General features: G+C 69.6%; 13 protein-coding genes. 5 read left to right on the forward strand and 8 right to left on the reverse strand.

Annotated features, from left to right (window positions below):
- Window positions 1-420: 420 nt before the first annotated feature.
- The 4 genes from AC1PMG_RS21085 to AC1PMG_RS21100 all read right to left on the reverse strand — a co-directional run bounded on the left by AC1PMG_RS21085 (window position 421) and on the right by AC1PMG_RS21100 (window position 6,819).
- A complete protein-coding gene (locus tag AC1PMG_RS21085; protein WP_481110155.1) occupies window positions 421-2,625 on the reverse strand; it encodes a methyl-accepting chemotaxis protein in 2,205 nt (734 codons plus the stop codon).
- 556 nt (window positions 2,626-3,181) lie between these two features.
- Complete coding sequence (locus tag AC1PMG_RS21090) at window positions 3,182-4,774, reverse strand: choice-of-anchor Q domain-containing protein (protein WP_481110156.1); 1,593 nt, start codon at window positions 4,772-4,774, stop codon at window positions 3,182-3,184.
- Window positions 4,775-5,060: 286 nt separating this feature from the next.
- Complete coding sequence (locus AC1PMG_RS21095; protein WP_481110157.1) at window positions 5,061-6,611, reverse strand: cryptochrome/photolyase family protein; 1,551 nt, start codon at window positions 6,609-6,611, stop codon at window positions 5,061-5,063.
- 49 nt (window positions 6,612-6,660) lie between these two features.
- Window positions 6,661-6,819: a DUF2256 domain-containing protein gene (locus AC1PMG_RS21100; RefSeq protein WP_017907947.1), complete on the reverse strand. Its 159-nt coding sequence runs from the start codon at window positions 6,817-6,819 to the stop codon at window positions 6,661-6,663.
- A gap of 202 nt (window positions 6,820-7,021) precedes the next feature.
- Between AC1PMG_RS21100 and AC1PMG_RS21105 the strand changes: the two genes are divergently transcribed.
- Window positions 7,022-7,930 (forward strand): DUF6624 domain-containing protein, encoded by a 909-nt coding sequence (locus AC1PMG_RS21105; protein ID WP_481110158.1) that lies wholly within the window; start codon window positions 7,022-7,024, stop codon window positions 7,928-7,930.
- Window positions 7,931-7,966: 36 nt separating this feature from the next.
- Here the strand turns inward: AC1PMG_RS21105 and AC1PMG_RS21110 are convergent, their stop codons facing one another.
- Complete coding sequence (locus AC1PMG_RS21110) at window positions 7,967-8,329, reverse strand: VOC family protein (protein ID WP_295919021.1); 363 nt, start codon at window positions 8,327-8,329, stop codon at window positions 7,967-7,969.
- Between the two features lie 189 nt (window positions 8,330-8,518).
- Between AC1PMG_RS21110 and ttcA the strand changes: the two genes are divergently transcribed.
- The 3 genes from ttcA (at window position 8,519) to AC1PMG_RS21125 (ending at window position 11,277) form a co-directional block, all read left to right on the forward strand.
- Entirely contained in the window at window positions 8,519-9,400 is an 882-nt protein-coding gene (gene ttcA / locus AC1PMG_RS21115) for a tRNA 2-thiocytidine(32) synthetase TtcA (protein ID WP_481110159.1), read from the forward strand.
- A gap of 112 nt (window positions 9,401-9,512) precedes the next feature.
- On the forward strand, window positions 9,513-10,418 hold the full coding sequence (locus tag AC1PMG_RS21120) for a recombination-associated protein RdgC (protein ID WP_017916664.1): 906 nt from the start codon (window positions 9,513-9,515) through the stop codon (window positions 10,416-10,418).
- Between the two features lie 67 nt (window positions 10,419-10,485).
- Window positions 10,486-11,277 (forward strand): M48 family metallopeptidase, encoded by a 792-nt coding sequence (locus AC1PMG_RS21125; protein ID WP_481110160.1) that lies wholly within the window; start codon window positions 10,486-10,488, stop codon window positions 11,275-11,277.
- Window positions 11,278-12,010: 733 nt separating this feature from the next.
- On the opposite strand, the gene AC1PMG_RS21130 is transcribed toward AC1PMG_RS21125, so the two are convergent.
- The 3 genes from AC1PMG_RS21130 to hemH form a co-directional block, all read right to left on the reverse strand.
- Window positions 12,011-14,206 carry a methyl-accepting chemotaxis protein gene (locus tag AC1PMG_RS21130; RefSeq protein WP_481110161.1) on the reverse strand — a complete coding sequence of 732 codons (2,196 nt, stop codon included), beginning with the start codon at window positions 14,204-14,206 and terminating at the stop codon, window positions 12,011-12,013.
- Window positions 14,207-14,417: 211 nt separating this feature from the next.
- The gene (locus AC1PMG_RS21135; protein WP_481110162.1) at window positions 14,418-15,260 is read right to left on the reverse strand and encodes an alpha/beta fold hydrolase; all 843 of its coding nucleotides are present in this window, start codon (window positions 15,258-15,260) and stop codon (window positions 14,418-14,420) included.
- Window positions 15,257-16,216, reverse strand: a complete 960-nt coding sequence (gene hemH, locus AC1PMG_RS21140) for a ferrochelatase (RefSeq protein WP_481110163.1) — start codon at window positions 16,214-16,216, stop codon at window positions 15,257-15,259. The genes AC1PMG_RS21135 and hemH overlap by 4 nt, the downstream gene beginning before the upstream one ends.
- A 167-nt stretch (window positions 16,217-16,383) precedes the next feature.
- Here hemH and AC1PMG_RS21145 point away from each other — a divergent pair, with 167 nt between their 5' ends.
- Window positions 16,384-17,280 (forward strand): lipid-binding SYLF domain-containing protein, encoded by an 897-nt coding sequence (locus AC1PMG_RS21145; protein ID WP_481110164.1) that lies wholly within the window; start codon window positions 16,384-16,386, stop codon window positions 17,278-17,280.
- Window positions 17,281-17,379 lie beyond the last annotated feature (99 nt).

Below are 17,379 nucleotides of genomic sequence, written 5' to 3' on the forward strand. Positions count from 1 at the left end.
CAGCATCTGCGCGCTTTCGGGGAACCTCCATGATTCCACACGTCAGCAGTCGCTGCAGCGCCTCGGGAGGGGTCACAGGAGGTTCCTGCCTCGTGGTGCATCCGCGCATTGCCCGCGTGCTTTGCAGGCGTCGGCAGGCGCCGGCGCCGACGCACTGGCTGACCGCTGCCGCAGGCGCGTCCCGGCTGCCAGAGGCCTGCCTGGCCTCGTCTTGCACTCGCGCTGGCGTACCAGCGACGCTGCACACGACGGAACAGCAGGCGATAGAGGCCCGACGGGCACCGGGGTTTCCATGAAACAGCATCCGCGACCATGGGCCGCGCTCCTGCGAACGTACGCCGTGCACGCTTCTCCCCGGGGAACGCGGGGAGAGGCGTGGCGAGCGCGCTGCGGTCAGCAGCGCGCGCCGTCTCGACGTCCTTAGCAGGCGTGTTCGACCAGCAACGGTGCCACCTGCCGCGAACCACGCCGGGAGGTCGAGGGACCGGCCGTACCCAAGGGCTTGGCCTGGCTCCGCGCCGGCATGTCGCCGTTGCTGCCCGCCACGCGGAACAGCGTCACCGCCTCGCTGAGCTGGATCGCCTGCTCCTCCATCGCCTGGGCCGCCGCCGAGGCTTCTTCGACCAGGGCGGCGTTCTGCTGGGTGGCCTGGTCCATGTGGGTGATGGTCTGGGTGACCTGTTCGATGCCGCTCGACTGCTCCTGCGAGGCGGCCGAGATCTCGGTCATGAAGTCGGTCACGCGCTGCACGCTGACGACGATCTCGTGCATGGTGCTGCCGGCGCTATTGACCAAGACCGAGCCTGCGTCCACCTTGCTCACCGAGTCGTCGATCAGCTGCTTGATCTCCTTGGCGGCCTCGGCCGAACGCTGCGCCAGCACCCGCACTTCGCTGGCGACCACGGCAAAACCGCGGCCCTGCTCACCGGCGCGCGCCGCCTCCACCGCGGCGTTGAGCGCGAGGATGTTGGTCTGGAAGGCGATGCCGTCGATCACGCCGATGATGTCGGCGATCCGCCTGGACGAGGTCTGGATGCCGTTCATCGTGTCGATGACCTGCGCCACCACCGCGCCGCCTTGCGACGCCACCGCGGTCGCGCCGATGGCCAATTGGTTGGCCTGGCTGGCGCGTTCGGCATTCTGGCGCACGGTGGAGGTCAGTTCCTCCATCGAGGCGGCGGTTTCCTCCAGGCTGGCGGCCTGCTGCTCGGTGCGACGCGACAGATCGGTGTTGCCGGCGGCGATCTCGCCGGCGGCGCCGGTGATCTGCCCGGACGCATGCTGGATGCGGCCGACGATCCCGGCCAGCTGGGCCACGGTGGCATCGGCATCCTCGCGCATCTGCGCGAACACGCCCTGGAACTGCCCCTCCATGCGCGTGGTCAGGTCGCCGCTGGCGATGTCCTGCAGCAGTTTGGACAGCGCCTGCAGATTGCCGTCGGTGGTCGCCATCAACTGGTTCAACCCCTCGACCATGCTGCGGAAGTCGTACTGGAAGCGCGCGGTGTCGCCGCGCACGGCGAAATCGCCGGCGGCCGCGGCGTCGACCAGTTGCCCGATCTCGGCATTCATCGCCGACAGATTGCGCTTGACCTGATCCATGGTCTCGGTGAGCGCGGCCTGCTCGCCGGGCAGGCGATCCATGTCCTGCGACAGATCGCCGATCGCATAGCGTCCCATGATCTCGAGCAGGCGCTGCTGGAGGCTCACATGCATGTCGAGCAACGCATTGCTCTCCCGCACCATGCGTGCGTATTCGCCGGGAAACGCCTGCTCGTCCATGCGCTGGCTGACGTCGCCGCGCTCGTGGTGCCTGGCCACCTGCGACTGCGCCGCCATCACCGCCTGCAGCTGCGCCTGCATGCGGTCCATGCTGGTCAGCAGGCGGCCAGTCTCGTCCTTGGGCTGCGGCGGGATCTGATGGTCCAGCCGGCCCTGGGCGATGGATTCGGCGATTTCGGTTGCGCGCCCGAGCGGTCCGGCCAGGCTGCGGGTGATCAGCACGCTCAAGGTCGCGCCGAGCACCGCCGCCAGCAGGCCGAACCCGATCAGGGCACGATTGCTGAAGACCAGGGCCGCCTGGATCTGCTCGGAGCTGAGCGCGTTCTGCCGGATCTGCAGATCGACCGCGTTCTGGATCACCTCCACGCGCCGCGCCAGCAACGGCGCGGCATCGCCGTACAGCAGTTGCTTGGCCGCCTCGATCTCGCCGGAACTGGCCAGCGCCAGCACCCGGCTGTTGACCGACCGCGCAGCCGCCTGCGCGTCATGGATCTGCTTGCGCATGGCCAGGCCTTCGGCGGTGCCCGGCAGGGCGTCCAGGGCCTTGCGACGGCGATCGTTGTCGACGCGGATCTCCTGGATCCTGGCGGCGAGCGCCGGGCGCTTGTCGGCCGGCGACAGCATCATGTCGCGCAGGTAGCGCTCCGCGCTCATGTTGTTGCGCAGCATGGTGTACAGCAGTTCGGTCTTCAGGTTGTTCTCGTGGACGATCTTGTCGACCGCCTGGCGCACGTTGTGGAACTGGTAGAGCGCCAAGGTAGAGGAAGCGCCAAGCAGTACGATCAGCAGGCCGAACGACAGCGCAAGGCGCTGACTCACCTTGAAGGAATGAAAGAAGTGCATCGTGGGGGGACTCGCGAGGGGGGGTACCTCTATCGGTATCGGCCCCGCGAACTTGACCCCAAGCGAGCGACCCAGGTCCCAAATCCGGAAAGTCGCAGGTGCAGACGTCGGTGGCGTCGCATCACCGTGCGGCACCGCCGATGCCCAGGAAAGCAGATACGCCACCGTATCGTCCGCAGCGCGCGCGGCGGGCGTGAATGGCGTTGTTGGCGCGCACTACGACGAGGGCAATGCCTGCAACGATGAGGTCTGCGCGGCGTCGGCCGCCGCCTGGCGCACATCGTCAGGCGCACCGGACGAGCGGCGGCGCATGTAGAACGCACAGTCGCGGCGTGATCGCTCGACGTGGCGGCCGCATGCCGCGAGGACTGGTCTGCAGCGCGTGGTGCGGCATGACGGCACAGTCGCGCCGCCTGGTGCCGTATTGCCGGATCGCCGCATCGGCGCGGGAAGCGACGTTGCCGCACGCTCTCCTCATCCCGGCGACGGACGCGCGGCCGCACCGGCCAAGCCGGCGCGACCGCGCGGCGCCATGCACGCGATGACGGTGAATCTGCTACCTGACCTCCACCGCGCCGAGATCGCACACGGCGGTATTGCGGGGATTGCCGCGCTGGTCGATGGCGGCGCAGTTGCTGCCGGCATTCAGCGCCGGGCTGTTGGCCGCAGGCAGCTGGGTAAGGGTCGGCCCGCCGTTGCTGGCCGGGGCCGACAGCAGCGGATCGGCCGCTTTCACGTTGCCCGCGGCCAGGCAGGCGTTCGGCCAGACTGCACCCTTGGCCGAGTACTCGATGAGGTTGTTGCCGGTGTTGCTCTGGTTGTTGCAGAACACGCGCTCGGTCTTGGAGTACAGGATGCTGTTGCGGAGGTCGAACTTGTCGCCGAACAGCGTCACCCACGGCGTGTTCTCGGCGAAGGTGACGTTGTTGAAGCGCACGCTACGGCTGCCCTGGTCGCCGTTCGCCGGCTGCCAGCCGACATGCTGGATGGCCGCGCCCACGCCTTTCGCATAGTTGCCGTAGAAGGTGCTGTTGCTGACGTCGCAGGCACCGTAGCAATCCAGGTACAGCGCGCCGGCGTTGCCCTGTTGGGCCTTGTTGGACAGGAAGCTGGTCTCGGCGACGTTGATGGTGCCCGGCGTGGTGATGGCGGTGCCGGCATGCGAGGTGTCGGTGAAGCCCATGCTGATGCGCGCGCCGCCGCCGGGGCCACCGGTGGCGACGTTGTTGGCGAAGGTGGAGTACTTCACGTCGATGGTGTCCGGCGCGTACGCCCACAACGTGGCGCCGCCGGAGCCGTTGGCGGCGACGTTGTTGCGGACCACGGTGCCGCACACCGCCAGCGTGCCGCCACTGCCGACGCCACCCTTGAGATAGCCGGCCAGCGATGCGCCGTCGGTGTCGATCGCCCCGCCGCCGCCGAAGTTGCCGGCATCGGGGAAGCCCTGCGGCGCATTGATCGCCTGGTTGTTGGCGAATTCCGAGCCGACGATGGTGAGCCGGCTGAGTTGGGTGTACAGCGCGCCGCCGAGCCAGGAGCTGTTCTTGTAGAAGCCGCTGCGGACGATGGTCACCTCGGCATCGCTGCCGGCGAAGATGGCGCCGCCACCGATGCTGCTGCGGTTGGCCAGGAACTGGCTGTTGATGACTTCCAGCTTGCCGCGGTAACCGACCTTGATCGCGCCGCCACCCCAGGTGCCCGGGTCGTAGGCCTGGTTCGATGCCGGCTGCACGGAGCTGCCGTTCTGCAGTTTCAGGTTGCGCACCGACAGCGCGCTGCCGGCGTTGACCAGCAGGATGCGGGCGGACTGGCGGCCGTCCAGGGTGATCTTGCCCTGGCCGTCGATCACCGTAGGCGTCGTCGCCGCGATGGTGATCGAACGCGCGACGGCGATGCTGGTCGGCTTGGTGCCGCAGTTGAAGGTGATGTAGCCGCCCTGCGCCACGGCGGAGGCCAGCGCGCTGGCGGTGCAACTGGCCTGCGTGCCGGTGCCGACCACGGTGGTCGCGGTCGGCAGCGCCCAGGCCTGCGGCACGCTGCATTGCGGCGCCGCGGGGACGGCGGCGATCGCCGTGGCGGCGGTCATGAGAGCGAGGACACCCAGCGCGCGTGCGCTGGTGGTGAGGGAGAACGTCGTGGTCATGATCATGCTCGATAGGGTTGCGGGGGAACAACACGACGCGCGACAGTCATCCGACTGTCATCCACGTCGCTGACACCTCGAGTGCAACCGGCGGCCTGCGCCGACCGGCGGCATAGGGTGCTTGAGCGCGTGTCGATCGGCCAGAACGCAGGTAGCAGATCGCGCGATTGCGTGCGCCGCGCATGCGACAGCGTGTCGATGCGCGGCGCGCGGCACGCTTTGGGTGCGTCGCAGGGCACGTTCCCGCAGCGCATCCGGCCGCTGCGGATGCGTGCGAGGCGCCTGGCCCGCGCTACAGCGTGTCCAGACCTTCGCGCAACTGCTGCGCCTGCGCGCGCAGGGCCTGCAGTTGCGTAGCCGGCAGCTTGCCGAGCTGGCGGTAGACCATGTCTAGGCGGCGATTGCGCCCCAGCGTGTCCTGGTGCCGGGCGAAGAAGTCCCAGTACAGCGCGTTGTAGGGACAGGCACACGCGCCGGTCTTCTGCTTGCGGTCGTAGCGGCAGCCCTGGCAGTAATCGCTCATGCGGTCGATGTAGGCCGCGCTGCTGACGTAGGGCTTGGTCGCGAGCAGGCCGCCGTCGGCGAACTGGCTCATGCCCACGGTGTTGGGCAGTTCGACCCACTCGAACGCATCGACGTAGACGCCCAGGTACCAGCGATGCACCGCCGCCGGGTCCAGGCCGGCGAGCAGGGCGAAGTTGCCGATCACCATGAGCCGCTGGATATGGTGCGCGTACGCGTCCTGCAGCGATTGGCCGATAGCGTGCTGCAGGCAGCGCATGTGCGTGTCGCCGGTCCAGAACCAGGCCGGCAGCGGTGTGTCGTGGCCGAGCGCATTGCGCGCTTCATAGCCCGGCATGTGCGCCCAGTAGATGCCGCGCACGTACTCGCGCCAGCCCAGGATCTGCCGCACGAAGCCCTCCACCGCCGGCAGTGGCGCGGTGCCGGCGCCATAGGCCGCCAGCGCGCGCTGCACCACGTCCTGCGGCCGCAGCATCTTGGTGTTGAGGGCGAAGGAAAGCTGAGAATGGAACAGGCACGGACTGCGCGTGCTCATCGCATCCTCGTAGCGGCCGAAATGCGGCAGGGCATCGGCGATGAACCGATCGAGGCAGGCCAGCGCCTCGGCCCGGTTCAATGGCCAGCGCAACGCCGCTGCCTGCGGTTGGCCGAAGCTGGCGACGCCGGCGGCCTGGATGCTGGCCCACAGCGCGCGGTGATCGTGGGTCGGGCGCGTATCCGGCGGCGGCGGTGGATCGCCGGGCCAGGGCTGGCGATTGGCGTGGTCGTAGTTCCACTGCCCACCCTCAGGCGTACCGTCATCCGCCAGCAGGATGCGGTGGCGCTTGCGCATGTGCCGGTAGAAATGCTCCATCAGCCACTGCCCACGCCCTCGGAAAAAATCCGCCACTTCGTTGCGACGCGTGTAGAAGTGCGCGCTGTCCATCGCCTCGGTGGCGAAGGCCTGCGTCGCCCCCCACTGCCGCAGCTGCTGGTCCAGGCGCCATTCGTCAGGTTCCTGATACTGCAGGCGCTGCGCACCGTAGTGCGCCATCAGCGCCTCGAGATTGGCGGGGATGGACTGGCGGTTGCTGGCGTCATCGATCGCCACGTAGCGCACGCGATGGCCCGTCGCCCGCAGCTGGCGGGCGAAATCGCGCATCGCGGCGAACACCGCCAGGATCTTCTGCGCATGGTGCAGGACGTAGTCGGTCTCCTGCCGCACTTCCATCAGCACATACACCACGCCGGGATCGCGCACGTCGAACCAGGCGTGTTCGGGATCGAGCTGGTCGCCCAGCACCAGGCGCAGGGTGTGGGCAGTGGACGAGGCAGGACTCATGCAGCGTGGCACGCCCGCGGGCATGCCGCGCGCCAGCGCGCGACCCGGCTCATGGCGCCTCCGGCGCGCGCACGCGTTTGCGTTCGCCGCGACAACGGTCGGAACAATATTTCACCTCGTCCCAGACCTTCTCCCACTTCTTGCGCCAGCGGAACGGCCGGCCGCAGTGCAGGCAGGGCTTCTCCGGCAGATCGTGTTTCTTGCGCATGCGCGATTCCGCGGGATGTGGGAGGGACCGGCGTGGCCGGGGTAGGCAACCGGTGTGTGCATAGTGTGACCCGCCAGGTCCCCAACGGGACACTCCCGCCGCGGCCCGGGCGCAGTCGCAACCGCGTGCTGCCAGTGAGACCGGACTGCGCTACTGTCCGCCCAGGCTGCGCGCGGCGCGGCCACGCCAGAGTGAATCGGATATGCCCCAGGGATACGCGCTGTTTGTCGCATTGCTGGCCGCGATGGCGGCGCCGGTCTCCGCTGCGGAGCCTGCACGGTTAGATGATGCGCTTACGGCATACGATGCGAAGAACTACGGCACCTGCGCCGATACCTTGGCGCGCATCGACGCAGCGCCGGCCGGCCTGCCGAGCGGCGGGGATCTGTTCTACGTCGAATGCCTGGCCGCTGCCGGGCGAACGGAGGCGGCCGTGGCAGTACTAGACGCGCGACTTGCACAAGGCCGCATCGATGTACAGGAACTCATGCACAAGGATCGACCCGGCCTGAACCGGCTGCGCACCTTACCGACGTGGCCATCGCTGCTCGCCCGTGCCGAGACGCTCGATGCCGCACGCCAGGCACGCATCGACCAGCCGCTGCGGCAGGCACTACTGACGCGTGTGGACAAGGATCAGGCTGTGCGACAAAAGGCCATCGACGAGGGAAACACCCCCGCATCATGGCATCAGACGGTGGCGGTGGATCAGGACAACACCGCCTGGCTGAAGACGATGGTGGCGAAGAAGGGATGGCCGACGCGCTCATCGGTGGGCGAAGACGGGGCCAAGGCCGCGTTCCTGATCGCCCAGCACGCCACCCTGGACCCCGCCTTCCAGGAGCAGATCCTCGCGTTGATGCAGTCCGCCCTGGCTCAGAAAGAGGCGGATCCTTCCGATGTGGCGATGCTGCAGGATCGCGTGCTGCTGCACCAAGGCAAGCCGCAGCTTTACGGTACGCAGTTCAAAACCGAGCCGGACGGCACGATGGTCCTGGACAGGACCCAGGACATCGACGGCCTGGATGCGCGCCGCGCGACGATGGGCCTGCCGCCGATCGCCGAGTACAAGGCCTCCCTGTCTGAGGTCTACCACGCGCCGGTACGATGAACGGACCTGAAGCACATGGCATCCACCCGCGCGCCCTCACTCCTGCGCCGGCCACTCGCGGAACACCACGCACACCGTGGTGGGGTCCAGCATCGCGAACTCGCGTGCGCCCCAGGGCTTGAGCGCGACGGTACGGCAATTCGGATGCAGCCACTGCGGCGCGCGTGCGGACAACTCCGCATAGATCGTGTCGATGCTGTCGGTCTCGATGCCCAGTTCCGGCCGGTCCTTCGCCGCCCACTCGGCGTTTTCCACCAGATAGGCCTTGGCGCCGTCGCGTGCGATCACCGCCATCGTGGCGTCCTGGTACAGCACCTGGAATCCCAGGCCATCGACGAAGAACGCCAACCCGTCCTGCATGCGCTCGTAGAAGATCTTGGGAATGAGGTTCTTGAACATGGGGCAACCCTGCGTCCGTGACCAGCGGCGAGTGTACGGCCTTGGTCTCCTTGCGGCATGGCCGGGGAGGATCGGTATGCGCGGCGCGATGCTTGTCCCGATCCTCGCAGGCAACAGGATCGATAGACCTTGGCGTCAACGTCAGTTTCACAATCACGGCGGTCCGAGCCGCCGACTACACTACCGCCGATGACCTCGTCCCTGCCCCTGCCGCCGCTGCACCCGCTCGCCGATCCCGCACCGCCCAGCGCCCGCACAGCCTCAGCGCTGGGCAAGCGCCTGTGCCGCCAGGTCGGCCAGGCGATCGCCGATTTCGGCATGATCGGCGCCGGCGACAAGGTCATGGTGTGCCTGTCCGGCGGCAAGGACAGCTACACCCTGCTGGACATCCTGCTGCAGTTGCAGCGCAAGGCGCCGGTACCGTTCGAGCTGGTGGCGGTGAACCTGGACCAGAAGCAGCCGGGCTTTCCCGCCGACGTGCTGCCGACCTACCTGCGCCAGCGTGGCGTGCCCTGGCATGTGATCGAGCAGGACACCTATTCGGTGGTCACCCGCGTGGTGCCCGAGGGCAAGACCCTGTGTTCGCTGTGCTCGCGGCTGCGCCGCGGCGCGCTGTACCGCTACGCGGCGGAGCACGGCATCACCAAGATCGCGCTGGGCCACCACCGCGACGACATCGTCGCCACCTTCTTCATGAACCTGTTCTTCCACGCCAAGCTCGCGGCGATGGCGCCGGTGCTGCGCAGCGACGATGGCCGGCACGTGGTGATCCGGCCGCTGGCCTACGTGCGCGAGGACGACATCGCCGCCTACGCGCAGGCGCAGGCCTTCCCGCTGATCCCGTGCACGCTGTGCGGCAGCCAGGAAACCCTGCAGCGCCGCCAGGTCGGCCAACTGCTTCGGCAGTGGGACCGGGAGCATCCGGGGCGGGTGGAGCAGATCGCCCGCGCGCTGGGCAACGTGCATCCGGCGCAGCTGGCCGACCGCGCGCTGTTCGACTTCGCCGCGCTGGGCGGCGCGGCCACGGCCACGGCCACGGCCGGCGCCTGGGCGGACGACCCGCCGGGCTGATCCATCTCGCTGAACCGCCCGATGCGGTACCGGGGCGGGCGCGATGCGACAATGGCCGCCGCTCCCCGGCGCATGCCGCCGGACCGTTCCGTTTCCTTCCGCTGGATGCTCGATGTTCTTTCGCAATCTGACCCTGTTCCGCTTCCCCACCACGCTCGATTTTTCCGAGGTCGAAACGCTCCTGCCGGAGGCCCAGCTCAAGTCGGTCGGCCCGCTGGAAATGAGTTCGCGCGGCTTCATCTCCCCGTTCGGCCGCGACGAGCAGGAAGCGCTGTCGCACCGCATCGCCGACTTCCTGTGGCTGACCGTCGGCGGCGAGGACAAGATCCTGCCCGGCTCGGTGGTCAACGACCTGCTCGCGCGCAAGGTCGCCGAGATCGAGGAGAAGGAAGGCCGGCGCCCCGGCGGCCGCGCGCGCAAGCGGCTCAAGGACGACCTGATCCACGAGCTGCTGCCGCGCGCCTTCGTCAAGTCCTCGCGCACCGACGCCATGCTCGACCTGCAGCACGGCTACGTCGCCGTGGACACGTCCAGCCGCAAGACCGGCGAGAACGTGATGTCGGAGATCCGCGGCCTGCTCGGCAGCTTCCCGGCGCTGCCGCTCAACGCCGAAGTGGCGCCGCGCTCGATCCTGACCGGCTGGATCGCCGGCGAGCCGCTGCCCGAAGGCCTGAGCCTGGGCGAAGAATGCGAGATGAAGGATCCGATCGAAGGCGGCGCGGTGGTCAAGTGCCAGCACCAGGAGCTGCGCTGCGACGAGATCGACAAGCACCTGGAAGCCGGCAAGCAGGTCACCAAGCTGGCGCTGGTGCTCGACGACCACGTGTCCTTCGTGCTCGGCGACGACCTGGTGATCCGCAAGCTGAAGTTCCTCGACGGCGCGCTGGACCAGCTCGAGCACGCCGACCAGGACGGCGTGCGCGCCGAACTGGACGCGCGCTTCGCGCTGATGAGCGCCGAAGTGCGGCGCCTGTTCCTGTTGCTGGAAGAGGCGCTGAAGCTGAGCAAGGCCGACTGATGCCGCGGCGCAGGCGGCCGCACGCGGCTGTCACCGTGCGCACCCGCGCCGGCGGTATGCTGTGGCCATGCCCGATCTGCTCCGTCGCCTGATCGCGCCGCCCCCGGCGGCCGTCGAACGCGACCTCGTCCGCTTCCGCCTGGACGAGCGCGAGGTCGAGGTGCTGCGCGTGCGCGACCCGCGCGCGCGGCGCATCAAGCTCAGCGTGGACGAACGCGGCGCACGCCTGACCCTGCCGCTGCGCGCCAGCCTGATCGCCGGCGAGCGCTTCCTGCTGGAGAACCGGCAGTGGCTGGCGCAGCAGCTGTCGCGCTATGTCGCCGCCGAGACGCTGACGCCGCTGCGCCCGGGCGAGGCCGGCGAACTGCCGCTGCGTGGGCAGTCGCTGCCGGTGACCTGGCACGACGCCCGCTACGCGCGCATCGAGGTCGCCGACGGCGTGGCCCACCTGCACCTGCCGCCACGCGGCGGCGATGCGGCGCTGCGCCGCGCGCTGCGCGATTTCTACGAAGCCCAGGCCCGCGCCGACGTCGGCCGCTGGCTGCCGCAGTACCTGCCGTCGCTGCCGCGCGCCCCGCGTGCGGTGCGCTACAAGGTCATGTCCTCGCAGTGGGGCTCGCTGGCGCCCGACGGCAGCATGGCGCTGGATCTGGCGCTGGTGCTGGGACGCTCCTCCGCGTTCGAGTACGTGCTGGTGCACGAACTCTGCCACCTGATCCAGGCCAACCACTCGCCGGCGTTCTGGCACGAAGTGGAAGCGCGCTTCCCCGACTGGCGCGCCGAGCGCACCTGGTTCCACCAGCATGGCCGCCAGCTCAAGGCGCATCTGCGCTGGCTGCTGCGGCCCGATCGCGACTGAAGAGGTCCATCCACGCGCGGTGGGAAACACTCCGTAGGAGCGGCTTCAGCCGCGACCGGCGTTCTCGGTAACGCGCATCGCGGCTGAAGCCGCTCCTACAGGACAAGCTGCACCCGACAGATCGGCTTGGGCGAGAACACGTTCTTCGAAGAGCTCGAAGACGCTGCGGCGGGTGCGCCCGGCCCGCGACTGAACACCGCACATCGCGGCGCGATCGACGACAGCGGCGAGGCTGCGCTCAGGCAGCGAATCGGGCACGCATGCTGCGCTGCGGCACGACATGGCGCAAACGGGGATGCGAACAAGGGAGAACGAGCAGGCAGGTGGGCGCGCCGATGCGGTCGCATCGCGGTGTGTTGGCCCAGCGCTGCGGAAGCAGAACTCCATGCAGCGCCCGGCAGGCCCCCTCTCCTCCCCCGCCTACCGCGAATCAGGCGCGACCTCCGGCGCCAGCGAGGCGGTACGGTCCGTGCGGCACTACGCCGGCATGTCAGGACGCCGGGATCGAGCCGCGTACACAGGACGTATCGCGTCTACGCCTGTTGACGGCAGGCGTGGGCGCAACTTAAGCGAAAATTTTTCTACACACAAGCTTCACGATGGGTGTGTAGGGAACACACCTACAGGCCTGTCCGCATGCCCCTGACGTGCGTGCGTTCGGCCTGGCGATGCACCCCGTATCGGTCGTCAACCGCACTGCCCGCGGCACGCCGCTCCTGGGAACGCTTCCGCATCAGGCGCTGCGCGCATAGTCGAAGCCGGCTGGCGCAGGCTGGATCGCCAGCACCGGCAACGCCTGCTCCGGCAGCGGGACCGACGGTGCCGCGTCGGCCAGCCGGAACACCGCCACCGCCTCGCTCAGACTGCCGGCCTGCTGCTCCAAGGCGCGCGACGCGGCCGTGGCCTGCTCCACCAACGCCAGGTTCTGCTGGGTGCTGCGGTCCATCTGCGCCATCGCCTGTCCGACTTCGTCGATGCCGGCGGCCTGCTCCTGCGAGGCCGCCGCAATGCCCGCCATGAGTGCATTGACCTCGTCCACCGAGGCCAGCACGCGCCCCATGGTGCGGCCGGCGTCGTGCACCTGCGCCGAGGCCACCGCGACCTGGTCCACCGAGGCCTCGATCAGGCGCTTGATCTCCTTGGCCGCATCGGCCGAGCGCTGCGCCAGCGCGCGCACCTCGCTGGCGACCACCGCGAAGCCGCGGCCCTGCTCGCCGGCACGCGCGGCCTCCACGGCGGCATTGAGGGCCAGGATATTGGTCTGGAAAGCGATGCCGTCGATCACCGCGATGATCTCGCCGATCTTGCGCGAGGCCGCTTCCACGCCCTGCATCGCACCGACCGCCGCGTCGATCGAAGCACCGCCCTGGCCGGCCACGGTCGCCGCGGCATCGGCCAGCTGGTTGGCATGGTGCGCATGGGTGGCGTTCTGGCGCACGGTGTCGGTGAGGCGCGCCGCCGCACGGGCGGTACGCTCCAGCGTGCCGGCCTGTTCGGCGCTGCGCTGCGACAGGTCCTGGTGGCCGCCGGCGATGGCGCCGGCCTCGGCATCGATCGCCGCGGCCGCGTGCTGGATGCCGGCTACGATCGCCGCGAGCTGGTCGGCGCTGGCGTTGGCATCGTCGCGCATGTCGGCGAACACGCCATGGAAGTCGCCGTGCATGCGCACGCCGAGGTCGCCGCTGGCGATGGCGCGCAACAACCCGGACAATTCGCCCAGGTTGCCGTCCACCGTCGCCATCAGCTGGTTGAGGCTCTCGAGCATGATGCGGAAATCGTGCTGGTGCGCGCCGAGATCGGCACGCGCGCTGAAGTCGCCGGCCGCGGCGGCCTCGGCCAGATGCCAGATGTCGCGGCTGAGCGTGCCGAGGTTGGCCTTGATCGCGTCCATCGCCTCGGAGATCGCGGCCTGCTCGCCGGGCAGGCGCGGCATGTCCTCGCTGAGATCGCCGATGGCGTAGCGCCGCATCAGCGCCACCATCGACTGCGCGGTGCCCACGTGCAGGTCGACCAGTGCATTGGCATCGCGCAGCAACTGGCCGTAGTCGCCCGGGAACGCGGCCGCATCGCTGCGGCAGGCGATGGCGCCGTCGGCATGCCGTTGCGCCATCCGCCGCTGCTCGGCCAGCACCGCGCGTAGCTGCGTTTGCATGGTCTGCATGCTGCGCAGCAGGTCGGCGGCCTCGTCGTTGCCCTGTGCCGGCACCACCGCGTCGAGCTGGCCGGCGGCGATCGCCGCGGCGACGCGGGTGCCTTCGCGCAACGGCCGCACCAAGCTCTGGGTGATGCACCAGCCCAGCCACGCACTGACCGCCAGCAGCAAACCGCCGCCGAGCAGCAGCAACCAGCGCGCGCGGGCCATGGTGGTCACCGCCTGCGCATAGGAGCCGTCGCTGAGCGTGCGCAGGTGCGCGGCGTTGCGCTGGATGGCCTGCTGCCACTGCGCCAGCAGCGGCTGCAAGGTGTACAGGTGCAGGGTCTGCGCATCCAGGTTCTGGTTGTCGGCGGCCATCGCCAGCACCTGCGACTGGAACGGCTGCACCTGCACATAGGCCTTGTCGATCGCCGCGCGCAGCTGCGCGCCGGTACGGTCGGCCGGGTCCAGGCGCAGCGCGAACAGCTTGCGCCGCGCCTGCGCGTAGTCCTGCTGGGCTGCGCCGATGGCGCGCACCACCGCCTGCTTCTCGTCGGGGTTGGTGAGGATGACGTCGTTGAGCAGGCCGATTTCCAGCCGCGCCTGCGCCGCGACCATGGCGTTGGACAGGCGGATCTTCTCCATCTTGTCCAGGGCGATGTCGTCGAGCTGCTGCCGCGCCAGCGCCATCGACGCGAGGCTGGCCACGATCAGGGCGCCGCAGATCAACAGCAGGGCAGCGAAGGCGAAGGTCAGGCGTGGGCCGACCCGGTAGCGGCGAAGGAGGCGGATCATGGAAGCGCGGCGTCAGGGCGAAAGGTGCGCGCTACGCTGTGCGTCGAAGTTTTCCGAACCGCGACGGCATGGCGACAACATGGCGAACTGTGACGCCGCGAAAGGAACGACTGAGGCGGCCTGCGCAGCGCCGGCGCTCACTGCGTCGCAGTGTGCGTGCGCGAGGCCCGGATGCGATGGTCACGACGGCGCGGTCAGCGCCGCGTCTGCCTCAGAGGAAGCCGTGCAGCAACGCGGCCACCGCCGCCGGCTGTTCCATGTGCAGATGGTGGGTGCCGGGCAGCGTGTGCACCCGGCCGTCGCGCAGGCACGCCGCGCGCGTCAGGCGCAGCGACTCGGGCAGGATGTCCTGCGCCGGATCGGCGAACACCACCGCGGTCGGGCACTCGATGCCGGCCAGCAGCGCCTGCATCTGCGGCTCGGTCGGGCGGATCGCGGTGGGCAGGGTCAGCCGGCGGTCGCTGCGCCACACGTAGCCGCCGTCCACTGCGCGCACGCCGCGTTCCACCAGCAGCCGCGCCGCCGGCTCGCTGAGCTGGTTGGCCAGCATCCGCGCCCGCACCGGGGCGGCCAGATCGGGGAACACGCGCAATGGCGTGGCATTGGCGCGGCGCGTGCTGGCGACGCTGTTGCGCAACCGTTCCACCGCGCCCGCCTCGCTCTCGGCCAGGCCGCCCAGCATCTCGATCGCCACGAACTTCTCGATACGCTGCGGCGCCGCGGCGGCCAACAGGCTGGCGATGGCCGCGCCCATCGAATGGCCGATCAGCACGAAGCGCTCCCAGCCCAGCGCATCGGCCGCGTCCAGCACCGGGTGCAGGGCGCTGGCCAGCAGGTATTCGGCGCCATCGGGCAGGTCGCTGCTGTGGCCATGGCCGGGCAGGTCCAGCATCACCAGGTCCAGCTGCGGCAGGTGCCGGCTCAGCGGCACGAAGCTGGCGGCGTTGTCGAGCCAGCCGTGCAAGGCCAGCGCCTTGGGCCCCTCCGGGTCGCCGCTGCGCAGTCCGGCCAGCGCGCCCACCCGCGACGGGCAGGCAAAAGCACGCAAACTCATGCCGCGCGGGCCGCCAGCTGCGCCAGGGCACGCGCGTGCGCCGTGGCGTCGTTGAGGCAGGGGATGTAGCGCACCTGCATGCCGCGTTCGGCGCAGGTCTCGACGAAGCCCATCGCCACTTCTTCCAGGGTTTCCAGGCAGTCGGTGGCGAAGCCGGGACAGATCACGTCCACCTGCTTGACCCCCTGCCCGGCAAGCTCCCACAGCCGCGGCTCGGCATACGGGCGCAGCCAGCGCTCGGCACCGAAGCGCGACTGGTAGCCGAGCTCCCACTGGCCCGCCTCCAGGCCCAGTGCGGCGGCGATCGCCTGGGCACTGGCTTCGCAGCGCTGCGGGTAGGGATCGCCGTTGTTGGCCACGCGCTGCGGCAGGCCGTGGAAGGAGAAGAACAGGCGCTCGCCGCGGCCATGCTGCGCCCAGTGCGCACGCACGCTGTCGGCCACCGCCGCGACCCAGGCCGGATCGGTCGGGTAGTCCTCGATCAGGTGTACCGGCAACTGCGGATGGCGCGCCTGCCAGGCCTGCACCACGTCCTCGATCGAGGCGGTGGTGGTGGTCGAATACTGCGGGTACAGCGGCAGCACCACGATCCGGCGCACGCCCGCCTCGCGCAGCGCGTCCAGGGCCGGCGCCAGCGCCGGCGCGCCGTAGCGCATCGCCCAGGCCACGCTGTGCCCGGGCAGCTCGCGCTGCATGCCCTCGGCCAGGCGGCGGGTGTACACCGCCAGCGGCGAGCCGTCCGCCAGCCACACCTGGGCGTACTTCTCCGCCGATTTCGGCGAGCGCCGCGGCAGGATCACCCAGTGCAGCAGCGGCCACCAGAACAGGCGCGGGATCGCGACCACGCGCTTGTCGCCAAGGAACTCGGCCAGGTAACGGGCGACCGCAGGCGCGGTCGGCGCCTCGGGCGTGCCTAGATTCACCACCAGGATGGCGGTCTCGGGTGCGTCGGACATGCGCGCATTGTGGCAGAGCGCGCGCGCCGCGGCGTGTCGATACGCTCGATCGCGGCGATCGACGGCGCCTGCATGCGGTGCCGGCACCACTCATTGCCGATTCATTGCCCTGTGACTAAGTTCAAGGACTTGCAGTATCTTGCTGCGGACCTATTTCGGAGCCCGCCATGCCCCTCCTGCCGCGCCTCGCCCTGTTGTTGAGCACCCTGTTGTTCGTCGGCCACGCCGTGGCCGGACCCGAAGAGGACGAGCGCGCCCGCAACGCGCTGCGCGTGCTGACCGACATCCAGAAGATTCCCGAGCAGGCCATCCCCGACAAGCTGCTCGACGAGGGCCGCGCCATCGTGGTGATCCCGGACACCCTCAAGGCCGGCCTGGTGATCGGCGGGCGTCGCGGCCACGGCCTGATGTCGGTCAAGCGCCCGGACGGAACCTGGTCGAACCCGGTGTTCGTCAAGCTCACCGGCGGCAGCATCGGCTTCCAGGTCGGCGTGCAGTCCTCCGACGTGGTGCTGGTGTTCCGCAACGACCGCAGCCTGGACAACATCGTCAACGGCAAGTTCACCCTCGGCGCCGATGCCGGCGTCGCCGCCGGCCCGGTCGGGCGCAACGCCGCCGCCGCCACCGACGGCCAGCTCAAGGCCGAGATCTGGTCGTGGTCGCGCGCGCGCGGCCTGTTCGCCGGCGTCGCCCTGGATGGCGCCGCGCTGCAGATCGACGATGCCGCCGACCTCAACGCCTACGGCAGCAACACCACTCCGCGGATGATCTTCGAGGGCCGCACCACCAACCGGCCGTCCAACGACATCGTCGCCTTCCGCGACAAGCTCGAGGAAGCCACCTATGCCGCGCGGCAGAGCCGCGGCACCGACAGCAGCGGCAATCCGACCGCCGCCCCGGCACCGGCCATGCCGGCGCCGCAGCCCACGCCGGAACCGACCGCCGCGCCCGACGCGGCTGCCAGCACCGTGCCCCTGCAGGGCCAGGCGCAACCGGCGCAGCAGGGCTTCCAGCCGGTGTCCGACGGCGAGATCCGCACCGAGAAGCTCGACGGCGATCGCTGAGCGCGGTTCCCAACGCCACCTGTCCATCGCGCCGTGCAGGCCTGCCTGCGCGGCCGGGAGAGGTAACGCGGCGCGGCGCGGTGCGTTATCCTGCGGGTT

Source organism: Xanthomonas sp. NCPPB 2250 (genome assembly GCF_056725265.1).

Excerpts from the sequence above, each read along its gene's own strand:
- AC1PMG_RS21120 (WP_017916664.1), top strand. The coding sequence starts at position 9,513 with ATGTTCTTTCGCAATCTGACCCTGTTCCGCTTCCCCACCACGCTCGAT.
- AC1PMG_RS21110 (WP_295919021.1), bottom strand. The coding sequence starts at position 8,329 with ATGTTCAAGAACCTCATTCCCAAGATCTTCTACGAGCGCATGCAGGAC.
- AC1PMG_RS21085 (WP_481110155.1), bottom strand. The coding sequence starts at position 2,625 with ATGCACTTCTTTCATTCCTTCAAGGTGAGTCAGCGCCTTGCGCTGTCG.
- ttcA (WP_481110159.1), top strand. The coding sequence starts at position 8,519 with ATGACCTCGTCCCTGCCCCTGCCGCCGCTGCACCCGCTCGCCGATCCC.
- AC1PMG_RS21105 (WP_481110158.1), top strand. The coding sequence starts at position 7,022 with ATGCCCCAGGGATACGCGCTGTTTGTCGCATTGCTGGCCGCGATGGCG.
- AC1PMG_RS21125 (WP_481110160.1), top strand. The coding sequence starts at position 10,486 with ATGCCCGATCTGCTCCGTCGCCTGATCGCGCCGCCCCCGGCGGCCGTC.
- AC1PMG_RS21130 (WP_481110161.1), bottom strand. The coding sequence starts at position 14,206 with ATGATCCGCCTCCTTCGCCGCTACCGGGTCGGCCCACGCCTGACCTTC.
- AC1PMG_RS21135 (WP_481110162.1), bottom strand. The coding sequence starts at position 15,260 with ATGAGTTTGCGTGCTTTTGCCTGCCCGTCGCGGGTGGGCGCGCTGGCC.
- AC1PMG_RS21145 (WP_481110164.1), top strand. The coding sequence starts at position 16,384 with ATGCCCCTCCTGCCGCGCCTCGCCCTGTTGTTGAGCACCCTGTTGTTC.
- AC1PMG_RS21090 (WP_481110156.1), bottom strand. The coding sequence starts at position 4,774 with ATGATCATGACCACGACGTTCTCCCTCACCACCAGCGCACGCGCGCTG.
- hemH (WP_481110163.1), bottom strand. The coding sequence starts at position 16,216 with ATGTCCGACGCACCCGAGACCGCCATCCTGGTGGTGAATCTAGGCACG.
- AC1PMG_RS21100 (WP_017907947.1), bottom strand. The coding sequence starts at position 6,819 with ATGCGCAAGAAACACGATCTGCCGGAGAAGCCCTGCCTGCACTGCGGC.
- AC1PMG_RS21095 (WP_481110157.1), bottom strand. The coding sequence starts at position 6,611 with ATGAGTCCTGCCTCGTCCACTGCCCACACCCTGCGCCTGGTGCTGGGC.